Here is a 25387-nt window from a genome sequence, read left to right on the forward strand (position 1 = left end):
CTCATCAGTGGGTAACGGGCAGGTCCGATGGAGCGCTGTTCGACGGGCTCACCCGGTACGTCTTCAGCACCTGGCTCATGATGTCGTGAAACAGCGGCGCTGCCGCGTAGGACATTTTACCGTTCGCGGGGAACCCGATATTGACGTCGACGAGGTATCGCGGGTTGTCGACGGGCGCCACCCCCATCACCGAGATGTAGTAGTTCTGGCGGTAGCCGCCGTGCCCGTCGGGCTCCTGCGCGGTGCCCGTCTTGGCCGCGAGCCGGTAGCCGTCGATCTTCAGCGCGGCGTCGTTCGGGTTCTTGTTCGGCACGGACTCGAGCATGTCGAGCATCGTCTTCGACGTCGACGACTTGATGACGCGCGTCGACGTCTTCTTGGGCACGTCGGTCATCGTGCCGTCGGCCTGCTTGCAGCCCTTCACGAGCGACAGCGGAATCATGACGCCGTCGTTGGCGAGCGCCTGGTAGGCCTGCACCATCTGCGCCATCGTGGCCGAGACGCCCTGGCCGAACATGGTCGTGTAGTTCGTCTGCGCGTCCCAGGTGCCCGGCTTGGTCAGGATGCCGCTCGCCTGTGCGGGGAAGTCGACGGAGGTCGGGCTGCCGATCCCGAACTTCTTGTAGTAGTCGTAGCGCGTCTGGCTCGACATGTTCTGGCCGAGCTCGGCGATTCCGACGTTCGACGAGTTCATCAGGATGCCCGTGAGCGTCATGTCCTCGACGGGGTGGTACTCGGCGTCGCTGAACCGCACGCCGTTCGGCCCCGAGAAGGAGTCCGCGGTCATCACGTGCGAGTACGGAGTGGCGTAGCCGGTGTCGATCATCGCCGCCGCCGTGAGCGACTTGAAGGTCGACCCGGGCTCGAACATGCTCGAGAACATCATCGCGGTGCTGCGGTACTCCGCCGGCACCGAGTCGATGTCGTTGGGGTCCACCGACGGGTACTGCGCGGCCGCCTTGATCTCGCCTGTCTTGATGTCGATGACGGAGCCCTGGGCGAACTCCGCGCCGAGCTGCTTCGTCGTGCTCGCGAGCTCCTGGTTCAGGAACCAGTTGAGGTCGGAGTCGAGCGTCGTGACGAGGGTTCCGCCCTGCTTGGCCGCCTTGGTCACCTTGGTGCTGCCGGGCAGGGCCACGCCGTCGCGGCTCGCCTGATAGGTCTCCTCGCCGTTCTCGCCGACGAGGCACTTCTGGTACTGCTGCTCGAGGCCCTCGGCCCCTTGGCCCGACGAGTTGACGTAGCCGACGATGTTGCCGCCCACGGCCCCGAGCGGATAGCTGCGGGCGGGGTGGCTCACCGGTGTGAGCCAGGCGATCTTCAGCGCCTCGACCTTGTTGAACGTCGGCACGTCGGCGTTCTTGATGAGGGGCGCGTACTGCGACTGCGAGTTCGCCTTCAGCGCGCTCGTGAAGTCGGCCATGAAGGTCTTCACCGGCGTGTTGGTGATCTTCGAGAGCTTGGCGAGCACGGGGTCGGCCGCGAGCTTCGCGAGCGCCTGGTCGCGCGGAAGCGCATGCCCCTTCCCGTCCGTGTACGCGCTCAGAGCGTTGACGGGCGAGGCGATGAAGTCGTAGCGCAGCACGCTGCCTGCGAGCACCGTGCCGTCGTCGTCGACGATGTCGCCGCGGGCGCCGTAGAGCGTGATCGCCGTGCCGCGTCGCTCGGCCGCCTGCGCGGTCAGGGCGCTGGCGTGGACGACCTGGATGTCGAAGAGCTTGTACACGAGGCTCGAGACGACGGCCAGCACGATCAGCAGGGCGATCGAGGTGCGCCGCCGCGTCGACTTCTTCGCCTTCACTCGTGCTCCCCCTCGCTCTGCCTTCGTCTCGTCGGCCGGGCCGGCACCGCTAGTGGGTGGCGGGCGCCGGCAGCGGCCCGCTCCACGCTACGGGGCCGTGCTGCTGCGGGTTCACATTCGCCGCCGGCGTGCCGGAGGCCGACTTGCTCCCGGTTTGCTGTGAGCCCGCGCTCGAGACGGAGGTCTCGTCCGTCGCGACCTGCGAGGGTTTCGGCCCCGTCTTCGCGTTGACGAGCGGAACCCCTGTGATGAGCGCGTTCGGCACGAGGGACGAGCCCGCCTTCGCCGGCTGGCCGCTCGCCGCCGTCGGCGAGCCGACCACCTGGCCGTTGGAGAGCCGCAGGTAGACGGGTGAGCCGTTGGCGACCATGCCGAGCGCGTCGGCGTTGGCCGCCAGGTTCTGCGGGCTGGACAGCTTGTCCGCCGCCTCCGACGACGCCTGGTAGTCCCTGCTGAGCTTCTTCTGCTCCTGCTGCAGGGAGTTGAGCCGATAGGCGCCGTTCGAGACGCCGATGCTCAAGGCGAGCTGGGCCACCACGATCAGGATGAGCGCGCCGACCGCGATGCCCGCGTAGAGCAGCTTCGGGCGCTGGGCGGCACCGACCGGCGCGTCGACGGGGGCGAGCAGCCCGCGCCGCCGCTCCTCGCGGTTCGGCAGCGGCAGCTGCGAGACCCAGGGGTGCTCGTCGGCCGGCGGGAAGGCCACGTCGAGATCGGCACCGGAGGCCGCATCGATCAACGGCTCGATCACCGCGGTGTTGCCGTTCATGCTCATGAAGCCCCCCTCAGCACTTCTCTGACTCGCTCGACCGCGCGCAGGCGCACCGGGGCGCTGCGCGGGTTGCGCTCCTTCTCGTCGTCGCCGGCGAGCTCGGCGCCGCGCGTCAGCAGCGCGAGCTCTGGCCGGTGCTCCGGCAGTTCGACGGGCAGCCCGGCCGGCGCGGTCGACCTCGACCTCGCCTGGAAGATCCGCTTCACGATCCGGTCCTCGAGGGACTGGTACGACATGACGACGAGGCGGCCGCCGACGTTGAGCGCGTCGATCGCACGTGGGATGGCGCGCTCGAGCACCGCGAGCTCCTGGTTGACCTCGATGCGCAGCGCCTGGAAGACGCGCTTGGCCGGGTGCCCCTGCTTGCTGATCGCGGCCGGCGTCGCCGCCTGCAGCACGTCGACCAGCTGCATGGTGCGGGTGATCGGATGCTGCGCCCGCGCCCTCACGATGAAGGAGGCGTAACGCGCGGCGAGCTTCTCTTCGCCGTAGTCGCGGAAGATGCGCCGCAGCTCGCCCTCCGAGTAGTCGGCGACGATGCGTTCCGCGGTGAGCTCGGCCGTCGTGTCCATGCGCATGTCGAGCGGCGCGTCCTTCGCGTACGAGAAGCCGCGCTCGGGCAGGTCGAGCTGCATCGAGCTGACGCCGAGGTCGTAGAGGGCGCCATCGATCGCCGTGTAGCCGAGCTCGGCGATCGCGGTGTCGACGCCGTCGTACGTCGTGTGCACAGGCCGGAAGCGGTCGCCGAAGCGGGCGAGGCGCGCCCCTGCGAGGCGCAGTGCCTCTGGGTCGCGGTCGAGGCCGATCAGCGTGAGGCCCGGGAAGCGCTCGAGCATCGCTTCCGAGTGCCCGCCGAGCCCGAGGGTGCCGTCGACGACGACCGCGTTCGGGCGGCCGATCGCCGGCGCGAGCAGCTCCAGGCAGCGCTCGAGCATGACGGGGGTGTGCAGCTGAGAGGCATCCATGGCGAGAAATCGGCCGGCCCGCCTGCCGTGATCCCCATCCATCCTTTTCTGCCTGACTTGGCCGCGGGGAAGTCGGCCAAGGCACGCGGATGGCTGGGAGTCACAGCCTGCGGACTAGAAGAGGCCGGGGATCACCTCCTCCGCGGTGTCGGCGAACGTGCTCTCCTGCTCGGCGAGGTACGCCTCCCAGGCCTGCGCGTCCCAGATCTCGGCGCGGCTTCCCGCGCCGATGACGGCGAGTTCCTTGGTGAGCCCCGCGTAGGCGCGCAGCGCCGGCGGGATCGAGATGCGGTTCTGGGCGTCGGGCTGCTCGTCGCTCGCCCCCGACAGGAAGACGCGCAGATAGTCACGGGCCTGCTTGCTCGTCACGGGCGCCTGGCGGATCTTCTCGTGCATCGAGGCGAACTCATCGGTGCTGAAGACGTAGATGCAGCGCTCCTGCCCGCGGGTGAGAACGACCCCGCCGGCGAGCTCCGCCCGGAACTTGGCCGGAAGGATGACGCGGCCCTTGTCATCGAGCTTCGGAGCGTAGGTGCCGAGAAACATGCGCGGCGCCTCCCTTCCCCGAACGCGAACCGCAGTGCCCACTGGTGATCCAGTGCGCCCCACGTTACTCCACATCCATCCACCTGCAAGGATTTGAGGCCGGTTTTGGGGGTCTTTTCCAGGTCTAGATCCGCGTGATTACAGGCGACGCGCGTGGTGGAGGACGGTGGAGGGCTTTCCCGCCACAGCGCCGCGGAGAAGGCATACAAAAAGGGCCGACCCGAACGGGTCGACCCTGAAGTCAGTCGTGCGCGCGCCGAAGGCGAACGCGCCGGTGGAAGAAGGTGGAGGGCGGGGGCTAGCGGTCGCCGTCCTGGCGCCTGTCCCAGCGCTCGCCGAGACGGTCCATGAAGTCGGACGAGCTCTTCGCGCGACCGCTGCCCGGCTTGGCGGCTCCGCCCTGGGCGTCGAACAGCGAGTCGGCGCCGCGTCGGCGGCCGGGAGTGATGGCCAGCAGAACACCGGCGAACATGACCAGGAAGCCCAGGATGCCGACGACGGGGAGCCGGATCGCGACGCCGAGGATCAGTGCGGCGACGCCCACGACCGCGAGCAGAACGCCGAGAACGATCGCCCGATAGGCGGGCTTGCGACGGGGCGCATGGCTGATATTGGCCACGAAGTCGGCGTCGTTCTGGTAGAGGTTGCGCTCCATCTCGTCGAGAAGGCGCTGCTCGTGCTCCGAAAGCGGCATCCCGATCCCCTCTTCTTCAGCTTCGTCAGCTTCGTTGCGTCGTGCTGTGACGCCCCAGTGTAATCACGGCTCAGCGGGCCTGCTAGCCCGTTGCTCAGCCATCGTGTGCCCCGCCGTTAAGCTGGCACGGTGGCGGAAAGCGTGAGACTCGTCGATCTGGTCCAATCCCGTCTCGACGGCTTCCTCGATGACCGCTCCTCCATTGTCGGAACCATCGGTCCCGATGTGACCGCCCTGCTCGACGACTCGCGGCGATTTCTCAGCGGTGGCAAGCGGTTCAGGGCCCAGTTCTGCCACTGGGGGTGGCGCGCCGTCGCCGGCATCCGCGAGGCCCCCGTGACCCAGCGCGAGCTCGACGCCGTCATCGGCGCCGCGAGCGCGCTCGAGCTGTTCCACGCGGCCGCCCTCGTGCACGACGACGTCATCGACAGCTCAGACACGCGGCGCGGCGAGCCCAGCGCCCACCGCCGCTTCGCGGCCCGCCACGCCGAGAACCGCTGGGCCGGCGACGGCGCCGCCTTCGGCACCTCCGCCGCGATCCTGCTCGGCGACCTGCTGCTCGGCTGGAGCGACGAGCTGCTCGACGACGCGCTCTTCGAGTTGGGCGACGCGCAGCGCGCGCGAGCGGCCAGGCAGCTCTTCAACACCATGCGCACGGACGTCACGGCGGGGCAGTACCTCGACGTGCTCGAGGAGAGCGCATGGGTGGGGCGCGATGAGGCCGAGCAGCTCGAGGCTGCGCGACGCGTCGTCGTGTTCAAGTCGGCCAAGTACAGCATCGAGGCGCCGCTGCTCATCGGCGCCGCCCTCGGCGGCGGCAGCGACGCCCAGCTCGAGACGCTGAGCGCCTTCGGGCTGCCGCTCGGCATCGCCTTCCAGCTGCGCGACGACCTGCTCGGGGTCTTCGGCGACGCCGCCGTCACGGGCAAGCCGAGCGGCGACGACCTGCGAGAGGGCAAGCGCACGCTGCTCGTCGCCCTGACGCGAAGCCGGGTGAGCGGCTCGGTGCGCCGTGTGTTCGACGAGCTGCTCGGCGACCCGAACCTCGACACCGAGCAGGTGCTCATGCTGCAGGGCGCGATGCGCGACTCCGGCGCCGTCGACGAAGTCGAAGAGGTGATCGATCGGGAGGTGCGTCGCGCCAATGCGGCGCTCGATGAGGCATCCCTCGCCCCCGAGGCGATCGCCGCCCTGCGTCAGCTGACGGCGCGGGTCACCGACCGCGACGCGTGAGCCCGCGCTCGCCGATCAGGCGAGGGCCTGCGCGACGCGTCGCACCTCGGTCTTGCGCCCGCTGCGCAGGGCGTCGATCGGAGCCGCCCCGAGCGTCTCGTCCTCGGTGAGCAGCCAGTCGATCGCCTCATCGTCGGTGAAGCCCGCGTCGCCGAGCACGATGAGCGTTCCGCGCAGCTCGCTGAGCGGCTCGTTTCCCGACAGGAAATCGGCCGGGACCGCGAGCGGCCCACCGCGGCGACTGCCGAGCAGGTGCTTGTCATCGATCAGCCTGCGGACGCGGGAGGGTGAGACTCCGAGAATCTCGACCAGCTCGGGCACGGTCAACCAGGTGCGCTCGGGCGACGGAGTAGCCATGTGGAAAATCGTGCCAGAAGTTGCGCCCGCTGTTCACAGATCACGTTCATGGCTTTGTGACGTGTCACTGCGCGCGCGGAATATATCGCTACCTAGACTCGTCGGGTGACCAACGCGAGCCAGACCGACCCCCTGCTCGGCCGTCTCATCGACGGCCGATACCAGGTGCGCTCGCGGATCGCTCGCGGCGGCATGGCGACGGTGTATCTGGCCACCGACCTGCGCCTTGAGCGGCGTGTCGCACTGAAGGTGATGCACAGCCACCTCGCCGACGACACGAACTTCAAGACCCGCTTCGTGCAGGAGGCGCGCTCGACGGCACGCCTTGCGCACCCCAACGTCGTCAACGTCTTCGACCAGGGGCAGGACGACGACATGGCCTACCTGGTCATGGAGTACCTGCCGGGCATCACCCTGCGCGATCTGCTGCGCGACTACGGCAAGCTCACCCCTGAGCAGACCATCGACATCATGGAGTCGGTGCTCGCGGGCCTCGCGGCCGCGCACCGTGCCGGCATCGTGCACCGCGATCTCAAGCCCGAGAACGTGCTACTCGCCGATGACGGCCGCATCAAGCTCGGCGACTTCGGGCTCGCCCGCGCCGCGGCCAACGCGACCGGAACCGGGCAGGCCCTGCTCGGCACGATCGCGTACCTTTCCCCCGAGCTCGTCACCCGCGGCATCGCCGACACCCGCAGCGACATCTACGCCATCGGCATCATGATCTACGAGATGCTCACCGGCGAGCAGCCGTTCCAGGGCGAGCAGCCGATGCAGATCGCGTACCAGCATGCGAACGACTCGGTTCCGAAGCCGAGCCTCAAGAATCCGCTCGTGCCGCCGCAGCTCGACGACCTCGTGCTGTGGGCGACCAGCCGAGACCCCGAGGAGCGCCCGGCCGACGCTCGCGCCCTGCTCGAGAAGCTGTACGAGGTCGAGCGCACCATCCACGGTGCGCAGCCCGACGGTGAGCTGGATGCCACGCGCGTGATCTCCCCCACCGCGAACGACACGCAGGCGACGACCGTGCTGGCGCCGGCCGCGGCGGCCCTCGTGCCCTCGTACGCGGCGGCCGCGACGACGCAGTTCGCCGGGCCGGCCGCGCAGGTGCGCAGCGAGGCGACCGCGACGGATGCCGTCGGCAAGCTCGCCTCGGTGAGCCGGCATCGCCGCAGTCGCGGCTGGTGGCTGTTCGCGGCGCTGATGCTCGTCGCGGGCCTCGCCTCCGGCACCGGCTGGTACTTCGGCGCCGGCCCCGGTGCTCTCGTCGCCGTGCCGTCGCTGCGTGAGAAGACCGCGCAGGACGCGGCATCCGCTCTTCAGAACGTCGACCTCGTCGCCAAGCAGAGCCCCGTCTACAGCTGCGAGGTGCCCGAGGGCCACGTGGCCGGTGCGCGGCCGAGCGCGGGGCGCCTGGTGCACAAGGGCAGCACCGTCACCCTGGACGTCTCGCGCGGGCACCAGCCGAACACGATCCCGCCACTCGGCGGCCTCTCGCTCGAGGCCGCGAAGCAGGCGATCACGGGCGCCAAGTCGCTCGTCGGGACCACGGTCGACAACCAGTTCAGCTCGAAGGTCGCGAACGGCGCCGTGATCTCGGCGACGAAGGCCACCGACGACCAGGACATCACCGGCGGCGGCGCCTTCACCCAGTGCGACACCGTGAACCTCGTGGTCTCGGTCGGGCCGGTCCCCGATGTCGTCGGCAAGCCGCTCGCCGAGGCGCAGGCCGAGCTGGCGAAGGCGAAGCTGTCGTTCGGCCAGGGCCAGCAGAAGTACGACGACAACGTGCCGAAGGGCTCGGTCATCGCGCAGGCCCCTGCGAACTCCGGGCCGGTGCGCCCCGGCGACACGATCCTGCTCGACGTCTCGAACGGCCCTCAGCTGTTCAACGTGCCCGACGTGACGGGCATGACGCCCGCCGACGCGAAGCAGGCACTCGAGAAGGCGGGCTTCACTGTCACCGTACCCGACACGTTCTCGGGGCTGCCCATCGGGGTCTTCGCCGACGGCATGATCGTCGTCTCGAAGGAGACCCCAGACGCGAACTCGAAGCAGCGCAAGGGCACGAACATCAGCTTGACGCTCGGCCTGAAGGGCTGAGCGCAATCAGGCAGAGCCTCGGCCTGAAGGGCTGAGCGCAATCAGGCAGAGCCTCGGCCTGAAGGGCTAGTTCTTCCGCAGCTCTTCGGCGACGAGGAAGGCGAGCTCGAGCGACTGCATGTGGTTGAGCCGCGGGTCGCACAGCGACTCGTAGCGGGTCGCCAGCGTCGCCTCGTCGATCATCTCGCTGCCGCCGAGGCACTCGGTCACATCGTCGCCGGTGAGCTCGACGTGGATTCCGCCGGGGTGCGTGCCCGCAGCGCGGTGCGCTTCGAAGAAGCCCTTGACCTCGTCGACGACGTCGTCGAAGCGGCGCGTCTTGTAGCCGGTGGGGGTCGTGATGCCGTTGCCGTGCATCGGGTCGGTCACCCACAGCGGCGTCGACCCCTCGGCCTTGACGGCCTCGAGCAGGGGGGGCAGCGCCTCGCGAATGCGCCCCGCACCCATGCGGGTGATGAACGTGAGACGCCCCGGCTCGCGCTCGGGGTCGAGCTTGTCGATGAGCCGGAAGACGTCGTCGGGCGTCGTGGTGGGCCCGAGCTTGACTCCGAGCGGATTGCGCACACGCGAGAGGAAGTCGATATGCGCACCGTCGATGTCGCGGGTGCGCTCGCCCACCCAGAGCAGGTGGGCCGAGACGTCGTACGGCGTGCCCGTGCGCGAGTCGATGCGCGTCAGCGGGCGCTCGTAGTCCATGAGCAGCGCCTCGTGGCTCGCGTAGAACTCAACGCCCTTGATCTCGTCGAAGTTGGCACCGCATGCCTCCATGAAGCGCACGGCCCGGTCGATCTCACGGGCCATGCCCTCGTAGCGCGCATTGGCGGGGTTCTCGGCGAAGCCCTTGTTCCAGCTGTGCACCTGGCGCAGATCGGCGAACCCGCCCTGCGTGAAGGCGCGGATGAGGTTGAGCGTCGACGCGGCCGTGTGGTAGCCGCGCACCAGGCGTGCGGGGTCGGCCTCGCGCGACTCGGGGGTGAAGTCGTAGCCGTTGACGATGTCGCCGCGGTAGGCGGGCAGCGTCACGTCGCCCCGCGTCTCGGTGTCGCTTGAGCGCGGCTTGGCGAACTGACCGGCCATGCGGCCGACCTTGATGACGGGCAGCGATGCGCCGTAGGTGAGCACGACGGCCATCTGCAGCACGGTCTTGACGCGATTGCGGATGCGGTCGGCGGTCGCGTCGGCGAACGTCTCTGCGCAGTCGCCGCCCTGCAGCAGGAATCCGTTGCCCGCGGCGGCGGCGGCGAGCCGGTCACGCAGCTGGTCGACCTCGCCCGCGAACACGAGCGGGGGAAGCGTCGCGAGCTCGGCGCTCGCGGCCGCGACGGCGGCCGGGTCGGGCCAGTTCGGCTGCTGCTTGATCGGCAGCGTGCGCCAGTGATCGAGACCCGCGAGAACGAGCGGATCGGTCAGGGCTGCGGGGGTCTCGACGAGGGACGTCATAGCAGAGCGAGTCTATCGGTCAGCGGTTCAGGCTCGGCGTCGTCGCCTTCACGGAACTCGCGTAGACATCGACGTACTCCTGGCCGGAGATGCGCCACAGCTCGTACTGGATCTCATCGGTGACGGCGCGCAGGATGTAGCGGTCGCCCTCGAGCCCCGCGTAGCGCGAGAAGTCGAGCGGCTCGCCCACCACGATGCCGACGCGGCGGATGCGCGGCAGCTTCGCGCCGTTGGGCATGAGCTCCTGCGTGCCGATCATCGCGACCGGGATCACCGGCACCCGCGCCTCGAGCAGCATGCGTGCGATGCCCGTGCGACCGCGGTACATGCGGTGATCGGGGCTGCGCGTGCCCTCGGGGTAGATGCCGAGCAGCTCGCCGGACGCGAGCACCCGCAAGCCGGTGTTCAGCGAGTCCTCGGATGCCTTGCCGCCCGAGCGGTCGATCGGAAGCTGCCCGGTGCCGAGGAAGAACATCTTCGTCAGCCAGCCCTTGAGCCCGCGGCCGGTGAAGTACTCGCTCTTGGCGAGGAAGGCGACATGCCGGTCGACCATCAGCGGCAGGAAGATCGAGTCGAAGAACGAGATGTGGTTGCTCGCGAGGATCGCCGCGCCCTCTTTGGGCACGTTCTCGAGGCCCGTGATCCACGGCCGGAATACGGCCCGCAGCAGCGGGCCGAGAAGCACGTATTTGAGGAACCAGAAGAACGCGTTCAACGGATGCCCCCGATGCGGCTCACTTGGCAGTGGCGACGGCGTGCTGGCGCGCCACGTCGGCGGCGCCGACGACCCCGGCGTCGTTGACGAGCTCGGCGATCCGGAACTCGGGCTCGGGGTGGTAGCCGCGGGCCGGAAGCGTCTGCAGGAACGCCTGCCGCACCGGCGCGAGCAGCTTCTCGCCGGCGGAGGCGACGCCGCCGCCGAAGACGAAGACCTGGGGGTCGAGGATGGCGGCGAAGCTGGCGCAGGCCTGCCCCAGCCAGTCCCCCAGCTGCCGCAGCGCCTGCAGGGCACCGGGGTCATCCTGGTCGACGAGGTCGCCGATGTCCTTGCCGTGCAGGTAGTTGCCGTTCTTCGAGCGCACGTCGGCGAGAGCCTGGCCGATGCCGCCCGCGTCGGCGAGCGTGTTGGCGAAGCGCTGCAGCGCACGGCCCGAGCCGTACTGCTCGATGCAGCCGTTCGCACCGCAGCCGCACGGCAGGCCGTTCGGCACGACCCGCATGTGGCCGAGCTCGGCGCCGGCGCCGAACCCCCCGCGGAACAGGCGGTCGTTCGCCACGATCGCGCCGCCGACGCCCGTGCCGATCGTGAGCATCACCATGTCGGAGGTGTTCTTGCCCGCGCCGAAGCGGAACTCGGCCCAGCCGGCGGCGTTGGCGTCGTTCTCGATGATCACGGGAACGGAGACCCGCTTCTCGAGCTTGTCGCGGAAGGGCTCGTGCCGCCAGTTGATGTTCGGCGCGTAGTAGACGATCGACTGCGTGGCGTCGATGAACCCCGCCGCCGCCACGCCGGCGGCGACGGCATCCGTTCCGTCCGCCAGCTCGTTGATCATGTCGACGACGATGTCCTCGAGAGCCTTGGAGTCGCCCGCAGGAGTTGGCTTGCGCAACTGCGTGACGATCTGGCCTTTTTCGTCGACGAGCGCTCCTGCGATCTTCGTTCCACCGATGTCGATGCCGATCGCGTGCACGCGGTCTCGCCTTTCGTTTGCAGCTGAGTGTCGGATGTACTGAGGACAGAACGTCCCGGGGACACTGTCTAGAGTGTATGCAGTCAGCCGCGCCACTGTCATGGCGCGGTCATCGGTACCGAAGGAGTTACCGTGCTCGAATCCGCGATTCCAGCCATCGTCCCGGCCGACCCGTCGGCCAACACCACCGACCTGCTCGTCGAGCGCGTCGCGCTCACCCCGGACAAGGTGCTGTTCGGGATTCCCGAGGGCGACGGCTGGCGCGACGTGACCGCAGCCGAGTTCCTCGACCAGGTGCGGGCGCTCGCCAAGGGCTTCGTCGCGGCGGGTGTGCAGCCGGGCGACAAGATCGGCATCATGAGCCGCACCCGCTACGAATGGGTGCTCATCGACTTCGCGATGTGGTTCGCGGGCGGCGTGCTCGTTCCCGTCTACGAGACGAGCTCGCCCTCGCAGCTCGCGTGGAACCTCACCGACTCGGGCGCAACGGGCGTCATCCTCGAGGATGCCCGCCACTTCGCCGCCTTCGACGAGGTCGCCGCCGACCTGCCCGCCGTGCAGAAGGTCTGGCACATCGATCTCGGCGACCTCGACAAGCTCGTCGCCTCCGGCGTCGACGTGCCCGATGACGAGATCGAGCGCCGCCGCAAGCTCGCGAAGGGCGACGACATCGCGACGCTCATCTACTCCTCCGGCACGATGGGGCGCCCCAAGGGCGTCGTGCTGACGCACTCGAACTTCGTCGAGCTCTCGCGCAACGCGGGGAAGAAGCTCGGCCCGGTGCTGGAGGATCGGGCATCCACGGTGCTCTTCATCACCATCGCCCACGTGTTCGCGCGCTTCATCTCGGTCGTGTCGATCCATGCGGGCGTGCGGGTCGGTCATCAGGCCGACACCACGAAGCTGATGGACTCGCTGCAGTCGTTCCGGCCGACCTTCCTGCTCATGGTGCCGCGGGTGTTCGAGAAGGTCTACAACACCGCCGAGCAGATCGCCGAGTCCGGCGGCAAGGGCAAGATCTTCCGCGCCGCGGCCGACACCGCGGTGGCGTATTCCGAGGCGAAAGCGACGGGCAAGGTGCCGTTCGGCCTCAGCCTCAGGTTCAAGCTGTTCGACAAGCTCGTGCTCTCGACGCTGCGCGCGAAGATGGGCGGCCAGGTCGAGTACGCGGTTTCCGGCTCTGCGCCCCTGTCGACCCGCCTCGGCCACTTCTTCTCGGCGCTCGGGGTCGAGATCCTCGAGGGCTACGGGCTGACCGAGACCACGGCGCCGGTCTCGGTGAATCTGCCCGGCGCCTCCAAGATCGGGACCGTCGGCCCCGCGCTTCCCGGCAACGCGATCCGGATCGCGGCAGACGGCGAGATCGAGATCAAGGGCGTGTGCGTGTTCAAGGAGTACTGGCACAAGCCCGAGCTGACCGCCGAGTCGTTCGACGACGGCTGGTTCAAGACGGGCGACCTCGGTGCGCTCGACGAAGACGGCTACCTCTCGATCACCGGCCGCAAGAAGGAGATCATCGTGACGGCCGGCGGCAAGAACGTCGCCCCTGCCGTTCTCGAGGACGGCGCGCGCTCCAACCCGCTCATCGACCAGATCGTCGTCGTCGGCGAGCAGCGGCCCTTCATCGCGGCGCTCATCACGCTGGACACCGAGATGCTGCCGGTGTGGCTCAAGAACAATGGCCAGGACGAGCACATGTCGCTCGAAGAGGCCGTGCAGAACGACGCCGTGCTCGCCGAGGTGCAGAGGGCCGTCGACCACGCCAACGAGAGCGTCTCGCGCGCCGAGTCGATCAGGAAGTTCTCGATCCTGCCGACGACGTGGACCGAGGCGAGCGGCCATCTCACGCCCAAGCTGTCGATCAAGCGCAGTGTGATCGTGAAGGATTTCGCTGCCGAGATCGACGCGCTCTATGCGGGCGTGCCCACGCGCGCGATGTCCCTGCAGGGCTGAGGCCCGGGGCCAGGCTCAGAACCAGTCGGATTCCCGGATCTGCTTCATCGCCTCGCGCCGGCTCTGCTTCTCGAGCCGGTCGAGGTAGAGCAGGCCGTTGAGGTGGTCGGTCTCGTGCTGCAGGGCCTGAGCGAGCACGCCCTCGCCCTGCACCTCGACCTGCTTGCCGTCGACGTCGAAGCCGACCGCGCGGGCCCAGGGGTGGCGAGCCGTCTCGAACCAGAGACCCGGCACGCTCAGGCATCCCTCGCCCACCGGCTCCTTCTCGCCGCGCACCTCGACGACCTCGGGGTTGATCAGGTAGCCGACCTGGCCGTCGACGTTGTAGCTGAACACCCGCAGCGTCGCGCCGATCTGATTCGCCGCGACGCCCGCGCGACCGGGCAGCTGCACCGAGTCGACGAGGTCGGCCACGAGCGCTCTGACGCCGTCGTCGAAGCCGCCCTCGCCGGGGATCGCAGGGTCGCACACGGTCTTCAGCACGGGGTCGCCGAATAGGCGGATGGGGCGCACGGTCACTCGCAGATCCTATCCGCGGGCGCCCGCGGCGCTCAGCCCTTCGGGTCCGGAAGCCCGTCGACCACGAGCGCCGCAAGAGTGCGGGCGGCTTCGCGGGTCAGCGGCTTGAGCTGGTGATAGGGCACCACCGACCCGGCGGCGAGCAGCGGGTCGTAGGGAACGCGCACGAGCTCGCGCACCCGCGAACGGAAGTGCGCCTCGATCTCGTCGAGCATGACCATGTTCGTGCCCTGCGTCGCCGTGTTGATCGCGACGACGGCGTTCTGCACGAGCTCGCCGTAGCCGTTCGCGTCGAGCCAGGTGAGGGTCTCCGAGGCCAGCTTGGCCTCGTCGACGCTGCCGCCGGAGACGATCACGATCTCGTCGGCGCGCTTCAGGGTGGCGCGCATGACCGAGTGCACGATGCCGGTGCCGCAGTCGGTGAGCACGAAGGAGTAGTAGCGGCTCGCGAGGTCGGCGACGACGTTGTAGTCGTCCTCGTCGAAGGCCTCAGAGAGGTTGGGGTCGGTGTCGGAGGCGAGCACGTCGAGCCGCGTCTCGTCATGGCTCACGAACTGCGTGAAGTCGGTGTAGCTGGCGATCGAGTTCGCGCGGTGCACGACGTCGCGCACGGTGGCGAGCGAGCGGTGCGGCACCCGCTCGCTGAGTGTGCCGCGGTCGGGGTTCGCGTCGACGGCGACGACCCGGTCGTCTCGCACATCGGACAGGGCCATGCCGAGAAGCGCGGTCACGGTCGTCTTGCCGACGCCGCCCTTCCGGGTGAGGACGGGGATGAAGCGCGCTCCCCCGGTCAGCTCGCGACGGATGCGGTGGTCGAGCTCTTTGCGGTGACGCTCGGCCTTCGAATCGCCGAGATTCACGCCCGTGAAGGTCGCACCGTAGACGAAGCGGTTCCAGGCACCGGTCGGCCTCGACTTCGGCCGTCGCTTCACGTCGAGAATGCGGTCTGCGGTCAGCATCGCCGCGGATTCGGGCAGCTCGCTCGGCTCGCCGCGCAGCCGCTCGCGCCGGGAGGCGGCCGCCGACGTCGTCACCGCAGCGGGGCCGATCTGAGGCGTGACGAGGGTCATCGAGCGGATGCTGGGCGCCGACGGCAGCCGGCCGGGGTCGACCGGGCGCTCCGGGATGGCGACGGCGACCTCGTCGTCGGGCGTCTCGTGGGGCTTTTGCGGCGGCAGCTCGAGGCTGACCGTGATCGTGCGGGGCTCGTCGACGGCCTCGTCGGAGGCATCGACGCGCTGGCCTGTCCTCTCTGCCATTTCTGCAGACTACGGCGGCGTCGCCGCGAACGGAATGGCCGAATCGAGCTCGCCTCATGAGTCGCTCATACGCAGGGAACGGTTAGGTTCCTTCATGCCACTGACGGTAGGTTTCTAGGCGTGCACGTACTCAGCGTCAGTTCCCTCAAGGGCGGTGTCGGCAAGACCACAGTGACCCTCGGACTCGCGTCGGCGGCGTTCGCCAAGGGTCTGCGCACCCTCGTCATCGACCTCGACCCCCAGTCCGATGTGTCGACCGGAATGGACATCTCGGTCGCCGGCCATCTGAACGTCGCAGACGTCCTCGCCAGCCCGAAGGAGAAGATCGTCCGAGCGGCGATCGCCCCCAGCGGGTGGACCCGCGGGCGCCCCGGCAAGGTCGACGTGATGATCGGCTCGCCGTCCGCCATCAACTTCGACGGCCCGCACCCGTCGGTCAAGGACCTTTGGAAGCTCGAAGACGCGCTGGTGCATCTCGAGCACGAATACGACCTCACGCTGATCGACTGCGCGCCCTCGCTGAACGCGCTCACCCGCACCGCATGGGCCGCCTCCGACCGGGTCGCGGTCGTCACCGAGCCGGGCCTCTTCTCTGTCGCCGCCGCGGACCGTGCGCTGCGTGCCGTCGAAGAGATCCGCCGCGGTCTCGCTCCTCGGCTGCAGCCGCTCGGCATCATCGTGAACCGCGCCCGCGTGCAGTCCCTCGAGCACCAGTTCCGCATCAAGGAGCTGCGCGACATGTTCGGCCCGCTCGTGCTCTCCCCGCAGCTGCCCGAGCGCACCTCGCTGCAGCAGGCCCAGGGCGCGGCGAAGCCGTTGCACGTGTGGCCCGGCGAGTCCGCTCAAGAGATGGCGCACAACTTCGATCTGCTGCTCGAGCGCGTCCTGCGCACGGCCCGCCTGGGCGAGTACGCGCAGGAGGGCGCAGAGCCCGTCACCCGCGGCGCAGACCGCCCCGAGATCGCCGAGGCGTAGCCCGGCGGTTCCACCCGCGAATCGCCCGAACGGTGCCGCCGCGACGCAGTCGCGGGCGGCGCTGCCGGTGGCCTTTCCGGCACGGAATGTCGTCTGACGTCCTCCCGCGCTCGCCGGGCGACACTAGATGCCGCAAAGCACCCCCTCCACCACGCGCGGCGACACTAGATGCCACAAAGCACCCCCGCCACCACGCGCGGCGACACTAGATGCCACAAAGCACCCCCGCCACCACGCGCGGCGACACTAGATGCCACAAAGCACCCCCGCCACCACGCGCGGCGACACTAGAAGCCACAAAGCACCCCCGCCACCACGCGCGGCGACACTAGATGCCACAAAGCACCCCCGCCACCACGCGCGGCGACATTTGGTGTTGCATTGCGGCGGCCGTGATCCCGTCCGGCGACATTCCGTGGTGGAATCGGCGCCGCTAACCGACCAGGATTGTCGCCGCATGAAGAACCGCGCTCGTAGAGCAGCAGCTAGTGTCGCCGCGCGAACAACCACCCCTCGTAAAGCGGCGCCTAGTGTCGCCGCACGAAGAATCACGCCTCGCAAAGCAGCAGCTAGTGTCGCCGCACGCAGAACCACCCTCGCGAAGCGACACCTCGTGTCGCCGCGCGAAGAGGTGTGGCGCTAGCTGACCTGCTTGCGGGCGGCGCGGCGTGCGGCCAGCTCGTCGGCGGGGTCCGCCGACTCGACAGGATCGATCTCGACGAGGCTCGCCTCGACCTCGCGCAGCACGCGACCGACCGCGATGCCGAAGACGCCCTGGCCCTGGCTGACGAGGTCGATCACCTCGTCGTTGGAGGTGCAGAGGTACACCGATGCGCCGTCGCTCATGAGCGTCGTCTCGGCGAGGTCTGTCACGCCCGACTCGCGCAGCTGGTTCACGGCGACGCGGATCTGCTGCAGGGAGATGCCGGTGTCGAGCAGGCGCTTGACGAGCTTGAGAACGAGGATGTCGCGGAAGCCGTAGAGGCGCTGTGAGCCCGAGCCGGATGCCCCGCGAACGGTCGGCTCGACGAGTTCGGTGCGCGCCCAGTAGTCGAGCTGGCGATAGCTGATGCCGGCTGCCTTCGCCGCGACCGTGCCCTTGTAGCCCACTTCGTCTGCCATGTCGGGCAGGCCGTCGGTGAAGAGGTACTGCAGATCGAGGCGCCCTTCGGGGCCTGCGGCTTCGCTCATGCGCGTACCTTTCATCGCGTGCGGGGCGCCGACCGAATGCTTTCGATCGGCACTGAGTAAACGGTACTCAGCACCGGCAGGGCGGGCAATCACATCGGGCACCTGGGCCTCGGCGTGTCGCAACTTTCAGCCTCAAGTTGAGGTTGAAGGCTCGTCTCCCACTGCCCGAGGTCAGGGCGTGAGACGGTCGAGCCCCGCCTGAAGCAGGGTACGTCGCACGGCGTCGAGCTGCCTGGCGATCTCCTGCGCGGTGTCGGCGGTCTTCGCCCGGCCGGAGGCGTCACGGCGGTGCGCGAGCGGCGCGATCGCGCTCTCGATGAGGCCGAGCTCACGCTCGACGCCGGCGCGCACAGCGCGCACGTGCCGTGGCTCGATGCCGCGCTTCGCGAGCTCGACGAGAGCCGTCAGAACCTGCAGGGCGTCCTCGCCGAACACCTCTGACGCCTGGATGAGCGAGGCACTGACAGCATCGCTCAGCAGCTGCGAGGTGGCGCCGGATTCGCGCAGCAGCTCGTCGCGCGTGAAGCGCCGCCCGGTCGAGAGCATGTGGGGCCGAGCGGGCCGGCCGCCGGCCGCGACCCCACCGGGAAGCATCGGGCTGAGCCCGGCATCCAGATCGGCGAGGTGGTCGCGGATCACCTTGAGGGGCAGGTAGTGGTCGCGCTGCATCGAGAGCACGAGCTTGAGTCGCTCGACGTCCTCGGGCGAGAACTTGCGATAGCCGGAGGGCGTGCGAGCCGGCGACACGAGCCCCTGCTCTTCGAGGAAGCGCAGCTTCGACGGGGTGAGCTCGGGGTGCTCCGGCGTCAGCTTCGCAAGCACCTGCCCGATGCTCAGAAGGACCGGCCCGGCGTCTTTCGCCTGGGCCGCCGAGCGCGCCACTACTTCTTGCCCGGGTCGTTCTTGCCCAGATCGGCGCGCGACGCGTAGAACGTGAAGCGGTACTTGCCGATCTGCACCTCGGCGCCGTCGACGAGCAGCGCGGACTCGATGCGCACGCCGTCGTAGTAGGTGCCGTTGAGCGACCCGAGATCGCGCACTTCGAACAGGGTGCCGTGCCGAGTGAACTCGGCGTGACGACGCGAGACCGTCACGTCGTCGAGGAAGATGTCGGCGTCTGGGTGCCGGCCGGCGACCGTCGTGTCGGCGTCGAGCAAGAAGCGCGCGCCGGTGTTGGGACCGCGACGGACGATGAGAAGCGCGGAACCGGAGGGCAGCGCGTTGATGGCGTCGAGCTCGTCGGCGGTCACGCCGGTGCCGTCGACGTTCATCGCCTGGGCGAACTCCTCACCGAAGCGCGCTGTCGTCGCTTCGTTGGCTCTCGCCGGTTCGCGCAGGGGGTTCTCGTCTGCCACCATCGTCCTCCTTCGTCTCCTCAGCGTATCGGAAAGGACACGGCGGGGAACCGGCCAAACACGCGCTTACGATGAGCCCGTGTCCCCACTTCTCGTGAATATCTGGATTCTCGTCGGCGTGTGCGCCCTGACCTGGGCGCTGTCGCTCGTCACCAGAGAGCACTCGTGGGTCGACCGGATCTGGTCGATCGTCCCACTCGCCTATGTCTGGGTGTTCGCCGCCGCGGCCGGGCTGAGCGATGCGCGGCTTGTGCTCATGGCAGTGCTCGTGACGCTGTGGGGCATCCGGCTCACCTTCAACTTCGCACGCAAGGGCGGCTACGCACGCGGCGGCGAGGACTACCGGTGGGCCTATCTGCGGGCGCGGATGCCCCGGCCGCTGTTCGAGGTGTTCAATCTGCTCTTCATCGTCTGCTACCAGAACGTGCTGCTGCTGCTCATCTCCCTTCCCGCGTACACCGCGTGGCGGCATCCCCGGCCCCTGACGGCGATCGACGCGGTGCTCGCCGCCGCGTTCCTCGCGGCGCTCGTGGGCGAGACGGTCGCCGATCAGCAGCAGTGGCGGTTCCAGCAGTGGAAGAAGGGCGAGCGCGCCGCCGGGCGCGAGCCGCGGGTGCGCTTCCTGCAGACCGGGCTCTTCCGGCTCTCGCGCCACCCGAACTTCTTCTTCGAGCAGGCGCAGTGGTGGCTGCTGTTCTTCTTCGGGTGCGTCGCCGCCGGCTCGCTGTGGCAGTGGACCGTGATCGGGCCGGCGCTGCTCACGGTTCTGTTCATCGGCTCGACCCGCATGACCGAGCAGATCTCGCGCGAGCGCTACCCCGAATACGCCGACTACCAGGCGCGGGTCTCAGCGCTCGTGCCCTGGTTCCCGCGGCGGCGCGGCGGCCCGGGCGGGTCGCGGGAAGACCTCGCGCAGCTGCGCTGAGCCGAGGTAGGCGCCGATGCCGAGCAGGATGAGGCTGAACACGATCTGCTCGGTGATCATCCACGCCGGGTAGAGGTGCGGGATCGCAGCGAGCACGAGTGTGACCACCGGGAAGACCCGCGTGAACAGCAGCAGGCGCTGGTAGGCCCAGTACCAGCCGCGCGATGCGCGCCAGGTGAAGTAGAACAGCGTGGTCGTGATGCCGAGGACGACCACCGTGCGCGTCCACACGGGCAGGGTGACGGATGCCCCATGCCGCGCGAGCCCGACTGCGATGCCGACCGCGCCGAGCCCCAGCAGCAGCTCGAGGCCGAGCAGCCATGCGACGCGAGCGAACACCTGCCGGGTGCGCGGGTGCGCGACCGCCTCGGGCGCGGCCACGACTTCCGCGTGTCGGCCGCCCGCGACGCGGTCGAGGAAGCGGAAGGTCGGTTCCAGACGGGCGAGCAGGGCGTTCATGGCTGTGTTCGACCCTAACCGGGGCGGCTGTGTGCGCTGCGCCGCGTGTCACAGTTCCGCAGCCGTCGGGGGCCGGGGTTAGCGTGAAGACATGTCGTGCATCCGCTTCAACACCCCCGCGCAGCGCGAGCAGATGAGGCGGCTCGCGCCCAGCCAGCTGACGCCGGAGCAGGTCGCCGAGCTGCACCCCGCTCCCCCGGTGACCGAGAGCAAGATCCGCCGCCTGCGGCTGCTCGCGACGAACGACAACCCGAAGATCCGCGAGGCGGTCGCCTCGAGCTACAACACGCCGGCCGATCTGTTCGAGAAGCTCGCGAGCGATCCGGACGCCGGCGTGCGTGCGTGCGTCGCCCGCAACGAGGCGACGCCCTGCGACGTGCTGCGTGCGCTCGTCGACGACCCCGACGAGCAGGTGCGCGGATTCCTGGCCATCAATTACTACGTGCCCCAAGACGCCATGGCGCGGCTGCGCGAGGACGCGAGTCAGACGGTGCGCTCGCTCGTGCGCTGGAAGACCGAGCTCGCGGCCGAGTCCGAGCTCGCCGCGGTCTAGGGTTGCGCAGTGGCAAGCCCGCGCCGACGAGCGTGAGGGCGGGTGCGCCTCACTCCTCGAGGAAGACCAGGACCTCGTTGTCCGACTTGTCGAAGACGAATTGCAGGGCCGTGCCGCCGTCGTAGGCCGATGTCAGGCTGAGCGGGAGGTCGCTGGTCAGCCGGAACTGCACCGTGGCCGGGAAATCCCCAGCGCCCTGACCCTGCCACGCGGGGCCCTCGAGAATGTCGGAATCGGGATCCGCGCCGTCGGCGAAGACCACCATCGACGGATCGTCTGCGCTCGTGACCGCACGGTCGACGACGACGCGCAGCCCGTTGAAGGCTCGAAAGCCCTCGGCATGGGCTCCGCCGGTGGCAAGGAGGCCCTTCACCGCCAGCGGCACCTGGTAGCGAGGCGACGGCGTGAGCCGCGCGATCTGACGCGCCTGCTCGGGCAGCGCGTCGCTGCGGGCCCGGGCACTTCCGCTCACCCCGGCAAACACGAGCGCTGCGACGGCGAGCGCGAGCGAAGCAGCGACCGCGACGGTCGCGCGGCGGCTTCGCGCGCGCGTCGGCCGAGGTGCGCGGGGCGCAGGAGCCTCGCCTGCTGAGGCAGCACTCTGCCCTGACTCAGTCGGCTCGGAGGGCGGCACCGACGACTCCTCGCGCGGAGTGGCGGCGTCGATGACCGGGGATGCCTCGCCAGCGACGGGCGCAGCGCCTCTGCCCCTCCCCTCGAGCTCGCGAAGCCGCCGCAGCGCCGCAGGGTCGTTCTGGATGTCGGCGTTCGGGCCATAGGCGCGAGCCTGCAGACGGCGCAGCTCACTCTCATCGGACGGCGTCACCGGACGATCCTCGCATCACGAGGATGCCCTAGGCGGCGCGGCTCAGCTCACGGTCCCCGTGTCGCCCGCTCAGAGCGATTCGAGCAGTTCGCGGATGCGCGCGCGCAGTGCCGGCCAGGATGCCTCGAGACCCGGGTGCAGAGGCAGGGAGTCGACGGCGTCGACCGGCACCCAGCGCAGCTCGATGCTCTCAGCGTCGCCGATGACCGGCGCGAACGGCTCGTCGATGTGGGCCACGACGGTGGTGTAGCTCCACCAGCCGAGGTCCCAGACGGACTCGAAGTCGATCACGACCTCGTCGATCGGAACGCCGGCCTCTTCGTGGGCCTCGCGCACGGCGCCCTGCGCGGCGCTCTCATCCTCGTGGCGCGCTCCGCCGGGGATCCCCCACGTGCCGCCGAAGTGGCTGAAACCTGCGCGGTGCTGCAGCAGCACCCCGACCTCGCGGTTGACGAGCAGCAGCCCGGCCGCGCCGAAGTGGCCCCAGAACTTGCGCCCGTCGGGGCCCTCGACCCAGCCGTCGCCGCTGCCCAGAGGGCGCCGGGGCATGGGGTCGCTCGCGTCAGCGTGAGCCGAGAGGGGCAGGTCTTCGGGGTCGGTCACCCCTCTACTCTGTCACTCCCCCTCGGCCCATCACCGGCTCATCCGTCGCAGCGCGTCACACGGCGTCAGCGGGCTGCGGCACCGGGTACGGCTGATCGAAGTCCGCCGAGCGGCTGACCTGCTCCCACGCCTCGGCCTCCGCCAGCTGCTTCGTGGAGTACGCGAGCGACATCTCGACGGCGTTGACGCCGACGAGCAGGTGGCTCGGCACGTTCTCACGCGCCGCAGCCTGCACGATGATCTCGGCGGCGCGCTTGGGGTCGCCCGCCGGCCGGGAACCGGTCTGGCGCATGCGCGCGTTCATCGCGCCGATGGTCGCCTCGTACTCGGCGGGGATGTCATGCACCTCCATCGAGCTGCCCGCCCAGTCGGTTGCGAAACCGCTCGGCTCGACGACCATGGTGCGGATGCCGAACGGCGCCGTCTCGACGGCGAGCACCCGCGTGAAGCCGTCGACGGCGAACTTGGCCGCCTGGTAGCTCGCGATGCCCGGGCTGCCGCCGACACGGCCGCCCACCGACGAGAACTGCACGACGAGGCCGCCGCCCTGGGCCCGCAGCTGCGGGATGGCCGCCTTTGTCACGTTGTAGACGCCCCAGAAGTTCGTCTCGAACTGCCTGCGGAAGTCGGCGTCGTCGCCCGTCTCGATGGGGGCGACGTTGGCGTAGCCCGCGTTGTTGACGACGACGTCGATGCGACCGAAGTGCGCGACGGCCTCGGCGACGGCGGCGCGCGCGGCCGAGGCATCCGTCACATCGAGCGCGACGGTCGCCACCCGGTCGCCGTAGCGCTCGACGAACTCGGCGAGCTGCTCCGGCGTGCGCGCGGTCGCGACCACGCGATGCCCCGCTTCGAGAGCGGATTCGACGAGGGCGCGGCCGAAGCCGCGCGAGGAACCGGTGATGAACCAGACCTGCTGGTCACTGTCATGAGTAGTCACGAGAGTTAATACAACAGCGTTGTCTTATTTATTGCAACATCGTTGCGTAAACTGTCGGCATGACGGACACCCGCTTCCAGCGCGCCCGCTCCGACGAGGCGAAGCACCAGCGCGAGCAGGCCATCCTCACGGCCGCGAGCGCACTCGGCGCCGAGCGCGGGATCCGGAGCGTGACCCTCACCGACATCGCCGCCCGCGTCGGCATGCACAAGTCGGCTCTGCTGCGCTACTTCGAGACGCGCGAGCAGATCTTCCTGCGGCTCACCGCCGCCGGCTGGCGCGACTGGGGCTCGGCGCTGCGCGCGGCATTGCAGGCGATGACGGATGCCTCGCCCGAACGCCTTGCCCACGAGGTCGCGACCTCGCTCGTCGCCCGGCCGATGTTCTGCGACCTGCTGGCGCAGGCGCCACTGAATCTCGAGCGCAACGTCTCGCTCGAATCCGTCCGCGAGTTCAAACTCATCACGCTCGAAGAGGTCGACGCCATCGGCGCCGAGCTGACCCGTCTGCGCGGGCTCAGCGAGCAGCAGCGCGTGGACGTGATCGCCACCGCGACGAGCATGGCCGGTGCGCTGTGGCAGATGGCGACGCCGGGGCCCGAGGTCGAGGCTCTCTACCGCAGCGACCCGAGGCTCGGGCACGCGATCGTCGAGGTCGGGCCGCGCCTCGAGCGCGTGCTCACCGCCCTGCTCACGGGCATGCGGGGCTGAACCCCGCCGCGCGGCTACTGCCCGCGAACCGCGGCAAGCCGCACGAGATTGCGGGTCGCCATCGCGATCGTGAGCGGGCCGACCCGCGGCACGAAGGCGCTCGCGCGCTCCATCACCGAGTCGTCGAAGTTGGAGTACTCGGCGACGTCGACGCAGATCGCACCCTCTTTGATCTCGTCGCCGCGGATGAGCTCGAAGCTCTTCGAGGGCACCGCCGAGATCACCACGTCGGCGACCGCGAGCGCCTGGGCGCGGTCGATGTCGGACTCGCGCACGTCGTGCGTGTGACGGCCGATCGCGGGCTGGAAGGTCACCGCCCCCGAGAGGTCGAGCGAGTGCACGACGGCGCCGTCGTTGGCGAGCATCGCGGCAAGAGGGCGCCCGACCAGGTCGCTGCGGTTGATGATGCAGGCCGTGACGCCCTCGAGCGGCGCGTCGCCGCCGCCGCCGCGCATGCCGGCGTGCTGCAGCAGCTTGAGAATCGCCAGTGGCGTGCACGGCAGGATCGCCCGGGTGGCGTGCGCGTCGTCGACGAAGCGCTGGTTCTCGTAGAGCAGCCGGCTCCAGAAAGAATGCAGGCCCTCGACGTCTTTGCGGGGGTCGACAAGCTCGCGCAGCCAGCGGTCCCCCGTGCGGTCGGTGAGCGGGTAGTAGAGGAACACGCCGTCGACCTCGGGGTCGACGTTCGCGGCGGCGATCGCCGGCTCGACCTCGCCCGCGTCAACGCGCCGCAGCTCGAAGTCGATGCCGACCGACTCGGCGCCCCGCCGTGCGTAGCGCGCATAGGTCGCGGCGGGCCCGTCGTCCCGCCCGAGGAGCCCGAGGATGCGCGGCGCGCGGCCGTGCCGCTCGGTCAGACGGGTCACGTCCTGGCGGACCTGCCCGCGGTACTCCGCGGCGATCGGCGACGGGTCGAGCACCTGAGCGGTCACAGCTGTTCCTCCACTGCCGCGCTCGCGGCGTCTCTGCGGGCCCTCAGACCGGCGGCCGCGGCCGAGCCGAGCCGATCGAGCTGGTCGATGTTGATGTCTGCGGTGCGCACCGCCGCCCGCGCGGCCCCCACCACGATGTCGCGCCCCGCGAGCACATCGCTCGCGACCCCGGGCTTCACCACCGGCTCGAGCTCATGCGACAGCGCGAGCACCGCGACGAAGGACTCGACGAGCGCCAGCGGCCGCTCGGTCGCGGCGATGCTCGCCCGCTCGACCTCCCGCGAGCGCGCCGCGCGCTCATCGTCGGTGGTGCGCGGCAGCCGGTAGGCGGCCATGAGCGCGCCGAAGTCCTGCACGTCTCCGTCCGCGGCGGGCTCGATCTCGGCCCGCAGCGCGGCGAGTCGCGCGGCGGGCGCCTCGAGAGCCGGGTCGCCCGTGACGGCCACCGCCATCTGGACCAGCCCGACGCCGAACGCCCCCGTGATCGCGGCGATCGAGCCGCCGCCGGGCGTCGGGTCCGCCGACGCCGTGCTTCTCAACAGGTCACTCGCGGGCCGCGCCCACAGACTTTCGCTCACGCGATGT

Annotated in this window: 27 protein-coding genes; 7 read left to right on the forward strand and 20 right to left on the reverse strand. The window is 69.6% G+C overall.

Translation table 11 applies throughout. The annotated features are described in order from the left end of the window. Positions 1–4: 4 nt before the first annotated feature. The 5 genes from ABD716_RS14820 to ABD716_RS14840 form a co-directional block, all read right to left on the reverse strand. Positions 5–1801, reverse strand: a complete 1797-nt coding sequence (locus ABD716_RS14820; protein ID WP_344778203.1) for a peptidoglycan D,D-transpeptidase FtsI family protein — start codon at positions 1799–1801, stop codon at positions 5–7. A 49-nt stretch (positions 1802–1850) separates the two neighbouring features. Next, complete coding sequence (gene ftsL, locus ABD716_RS14825) at positions 1851–2576, reverse strand: cell division protein FtsL (protein WP_344778205.1); 726 nt, start codon at positions 2574–2576, stop codon at positions 1851–1853. After that, complete coding sequence (rsmH, locus tag ABD716_RS14830) at positions 2573–3580, reverse strand: 16S rRNA (cytosine(1402)-N(4))-methyltransferase RsmH (protein WP_344778207.1); 1008 nt, start codon at positions 3578–3580, stop codon at positions 2573–2575. The genes ftsL and rsmH overlap by 4 nt, the downstream gene beginning before the upstream one ends. A gap of 72 nt (positions 3581–3652) precedes the next feature. Continuing rightward, positions 3653–4084, reverse strand: a complete 432-nt coding sequence (mraZ, locus tag ABD716_RS14835; protein ID WP_344778209.1) for a division/cell wall cluster transcriptional repressor MraZ — start codon at positions 4082–4084, stop codon at positions 3653–3655. A gap of 298 nt (positions 4085–4382) precedes the next feature. Beyond that, positions 4383–4778: a DUF3040 domain-containing protein gene (locus tag ABD716_RS14840; protein WP_344778211.1), complete on the reverse strand. Its 396-nt coding sequence runs from the start codon at positions 4776–4778 to the stop codon at positions 4383–4385. 129 nt (positions 4779–4907) lie between these two features. Here ABD716_RS14840 and ABD716_RS14845 point away from each other — a divergent pair, with 129 nt between their 5' ends. Beyond that, positions 4908–6011: a polyprenyl synthetase family protein gene (locus tag ABD716_RS14845; RefSeq protein ID WP_344778213.1), complete on the forward strand. Its 1104-nt coding sequence runs from the start codon at positions 4908–4910 to the stop codon at positions 6009–6011. Between the two features lie 15 nt (positions 6012–6026). Here ABD716_RS14845 and ABD716_RS14850 read toward each other — a convergent pair whose 3' ends face one another. After that, positions 6027–6368, reverse strand: coding sequence for an Rv2175c family DNA-binding protein (locus tag ABD716_RS14850; protein ID WP_344778215.1), 342 nt, complete (start codon positions 6366–6368; stop codon positions 6027–6029). A gap of 105 nt (positions 6369–6473) precedes the next feature. On the opposite strand from ABD716_RS14850, the gene pknB reads away from it, so the two are divergent. Next, positions 6474–8471, forward strand: coding sequence for a Stk1 family PASTA domain-containing Ser/Thr kinase (gene pknB / locus ABD716_RS14855; RefSeq protein ID WP_344778217.1), 1998 nt, complete (start codon positions 6474–6476; stop codon positions 8469–8471). Between the two features lie 66 nt (positions 8472–8537). On the opposite strand, the gene ABD716_RS14860 is transcribed toward pknB, so the two are convergent. The 3 genes from ABD716_RS14860 to ABD716_RS14870 are packed head-to-tail and all read right to left on the reverse strand — an operon-like array spanning position 8538 to position 11602. Beyond that, positions 8538–9911: a class II 3-deoxy-7-phosphoheptulonate synthase gene (locus ABD716_RS14860; protein WP_344778219.1), complete on the reverse strand. Its 1374-nt coding sequence runs from the start codon at positions 9909–9911 to the stop codon at positions 8538–8540. 19 nt (positions 9912–9930) lie between these two features. After that, positions 9931–10626, reverse strand: coding sequence for a lysophospholipid acyltransferase family protein (locus tag ABD716_RS14865; RefSeq protein WP_344778221.1), 696 nt, complete (start codon positions 10624–10626; stop codon positions 9931–9933). Between the two features lie 19 nt (positions 10627–10645). Next, positions 10646–11602 carry an ROK family glucokinase gene (locus ABD716_RS14870; protein WP_344778223.1) on the reverse strand — a complete coding sequence of 319 codons (957 nt, stop codon included), beginning with the start codon at positions 11600–11602 and terminating at the stop codon, positions 10646–10648. Between the two features lie 132 nt (positions 11603–11734). Between ABD716_RS14870 and ABD716_RS14875 the strand changes: the two genes are divergently transcribed. Beyond that, a complete protein-coding gene (locus tag ABD716_RS14875) occupies positions 11735–13555 on the forward strand; it encodes an AMP-dependent synthetase/ligase (RefSeq protein ID WP_344778225.1) in 1821 nt (606 codons plus the stop codon). Between the two features lie 15 nt (positions 13556–13570). Here the strand turns inward: ABD716_RS14875 and ABD716_RS14880 are convergent, their stop codons facing one another. Both ABD716_RS14880 and ABD716_RS14885 read right to left on the reverse strand, forming a co-directional pair. Beyond that, positions 13571–14074 carry a peptide deformylase gene (locus tag ABD716_RS14880; protein WP_344778227.1) on the reverse strand — a complete coding sequence of 168 codons (504 nt, stop codon included), beginning with the start codon at positions 14072–14074 and terminating at the stop codon, positions 13571–13573. Between the two features lie 32 nt (positions 14075–14106). Then, positions 14107–15333: a MinD/ParA family ATP-binding protein gene (locus tag ABD716_RS14885; protein ID WP_344778229.1), complete on the reverse strand. Its 1227-nt coding sequence runs from the start codon at positions 15331–15333 to the stop codon at positions 14107–14109. Positions 15334–15453: 120 nt separating this feature from the next. Between ABD716_RS14885 and ABD716_RS14890 the strand changes: the two genes are divergently transcribed. Next, positions 15454–16308: a ParA family protein gene (locus ABD716_RS14890; RefSeq protein ID WP_344778231.1), complete on the forward strand. Its 855-nt coding sequence runs from the start codon at positions 15454–15456 to the stop codon at positions 16306–16308. A gap of 639 nt (positions 16309–16947) precedes the next feature. Here ABD716_RS14890 and ABD716_RS14895 read toward each other — a convergent pair. The 3 genes from ABD716_RS14895 to ABD716_RS14905 form a co-directional block, all read right to left on the reverse strand. Then, a complete protein-coding gene (locus tag ABD716_RS14895; protein WP_344778234.1) occupies positions 16948–17499 on the reverse strand; it encodes a MerR family transcriptional regulator in 552 nt (183 codons plus the stop codon). 171 nt (positions 17500–17670) lie between these two features. After that, positions 17671–18381: a transcriptional regulator FtsR gene (gene ftsR / locus ABD716_RS14900; protein ID WP_344778236.1), complete on the reverse strand. Its 711-nt coding sequence runs from the start codon at positions 18379–18381 to the stop codon at positions 17671–17673. Beyond that, positions 18381–18857 (reverse strand): FHA domain-containing protein, encoded by a 477-nt coding sequence (locus ABD716_RS14905; RefSeq protein WP_425553476.1) that lies wholly within the window; start codon positions 18855–18857, stop codon positions 18381–18383. The genes ftsR and ABD716_RS14905 overlap by 1 nt, the downstream gene beginning before the upstream one ends. A gap of 76 nt (positions 18858–18933) precedes the next feature. Here ABD716_RS14905 and ABD716_RS14910 point away from each other — a divergent pair, with 76 nt between their 5' ends. Then, a complete protein-coding gene (locus ABD716_RS14910; protein ID WP_344778240.1) occupies positions 18934–19779 on the forward strand; it encodes a DUF1295 domain-containing protein in 846 nt (281 codons plus the stop codon). Here the strand turns inward: ABD716_RS14910 and ABD716_RS14915 are convergent. Continuing rightward, positions 19702–20238 (reverse strand): hypothetical protein, encoded by a 537-nt coding sequence (locus ABD716_RS14915; RefSeq protein ID WP_344778242.1) that lies wholly within the window; start codon positions 20236–20238, stop codon positions 19702–19704. The two genes, ABD716_RS14910 and ABD716_RS14915, sit on opposite strands and share 78 nt — an antisense overlap. A 91-nt stretch (positions 20239–20329) precedes the next feature. Between ABD716_RS14915 and ABD716_RS14920 the strand changes: the two genes are divergently transcribed. Further along, positions 20330–20791, forward strand: a complete 462-nt coding sequence (locus ABD716_RS14920) for a hypothetical protein (RefSeq protein WP_344778244.1) — start codon at positions 20330–20332, stop codon at positions 20789–20791. Between the two features lie 49 nt (positions 20792–20840). On the opposite strand, the gene ABD716_RS14925 is transcribed toward ABD716_RS14920, so the two are convergent. From ABD716_RS14925 to ABD716_RS14935, 3 genes are all read right to left on the reverse strand, one after another. After that, positions 20841–21617, reverse strand: coding sequence for a hypothetical protein (locus ABD716_RS14925; RefSeq protein WP_344778246.1), 777 nt, complete (start codon positions 21615–21617; stop codon positions 20841–20843). Between the two features lie 69 nt (positions 21618–21686). Next, positions 21687–22220 carry an NUDIX domain-containing protein gene (locus ABD716_RS14930; RefSeq protein ID WP_344778248.1) on the reverse strand — a complete coding sequence of 178 codons (534 nt, stop codon included), beginning with the start codon at positions 22218–22220 and terminating at the stop codon, positions 21687–21689. 55 nt (positions 22221–22275) lie between these two features. After that, positions 22276–23160 (reverse strand): SDR family NAD(P)-dependent oxidoreductase, encoded by an 885-nt coding sequence (locus ABD716_RS14935; RefSeq protein ID WP_344778250.1) that lies wholly within the window; start codon positions 23158–23160, stop codon positions 22276–22278. A 59-nt stretch (positions 23161–23219) separates the two neighbouring features. On the opposite strand from ABD716_RS14935, the gene ABD716_RS14940 reads away from it, so the two are divergent. Continuing rightward, on the forward strand, positions 23220–23870 hold the full coding sequence (locus ABD716_RS14940) for a TetR/AcrR family transcriptional regulator (protein ID WP_344778252.1): 651 nt from the start codon (positions 23220–23222) through the stop codon (positions 23868–23870). A gap of 14 nt (positions 23871–23884) precedes the next feature. Here the strand turns inward: ABD716_RS14940 and ABD716_RS14945 are convergent, their stop codons facing one another. Together ABD716_RS14945 and ABD716_RS14950 are read right to left on the reverse strand one after the other, a co-directional pair. After that, positions 23885–24802, reverse strand: a complete 918-nt coding sequence (locus ABD716_RS14945) for a bifunctional methylenetetrahydrofolate dehydrogenase/methenyltetrahydrofolate cyclohydrolase (protein WP_344778254.1) — start codon at positions 24800–24802, stop codon at positions 23885–23887. After that, positions 24799–25380, reverse strand: coding sequence for a cyclodeaminase/cyclohydrolase family protein (locus tag ABD716_RS14950; RefSeq protein WP_344778256.1), 582 nt, complete (start codon positions 25378–25380; stop codon positions 24799–24801). The genes ABD716_RS14945 and ABD716_RS14950 overlap by 4 nt, the downstream gene beginning before the upstream one ends. Positions 25381–25387: the final 7 nt, after the last annotated feature.

This window comes from Gryllotalpicola kribbensis (assembly GCF_039538245.1).
GTDB classification, from domain to species: Bacteria; Actinomycetota; Actinomycetes; order Actinomycetales; family Microbacteriaceae; genus Gryllotalpicola; species Gryllotalpicola kribbensis.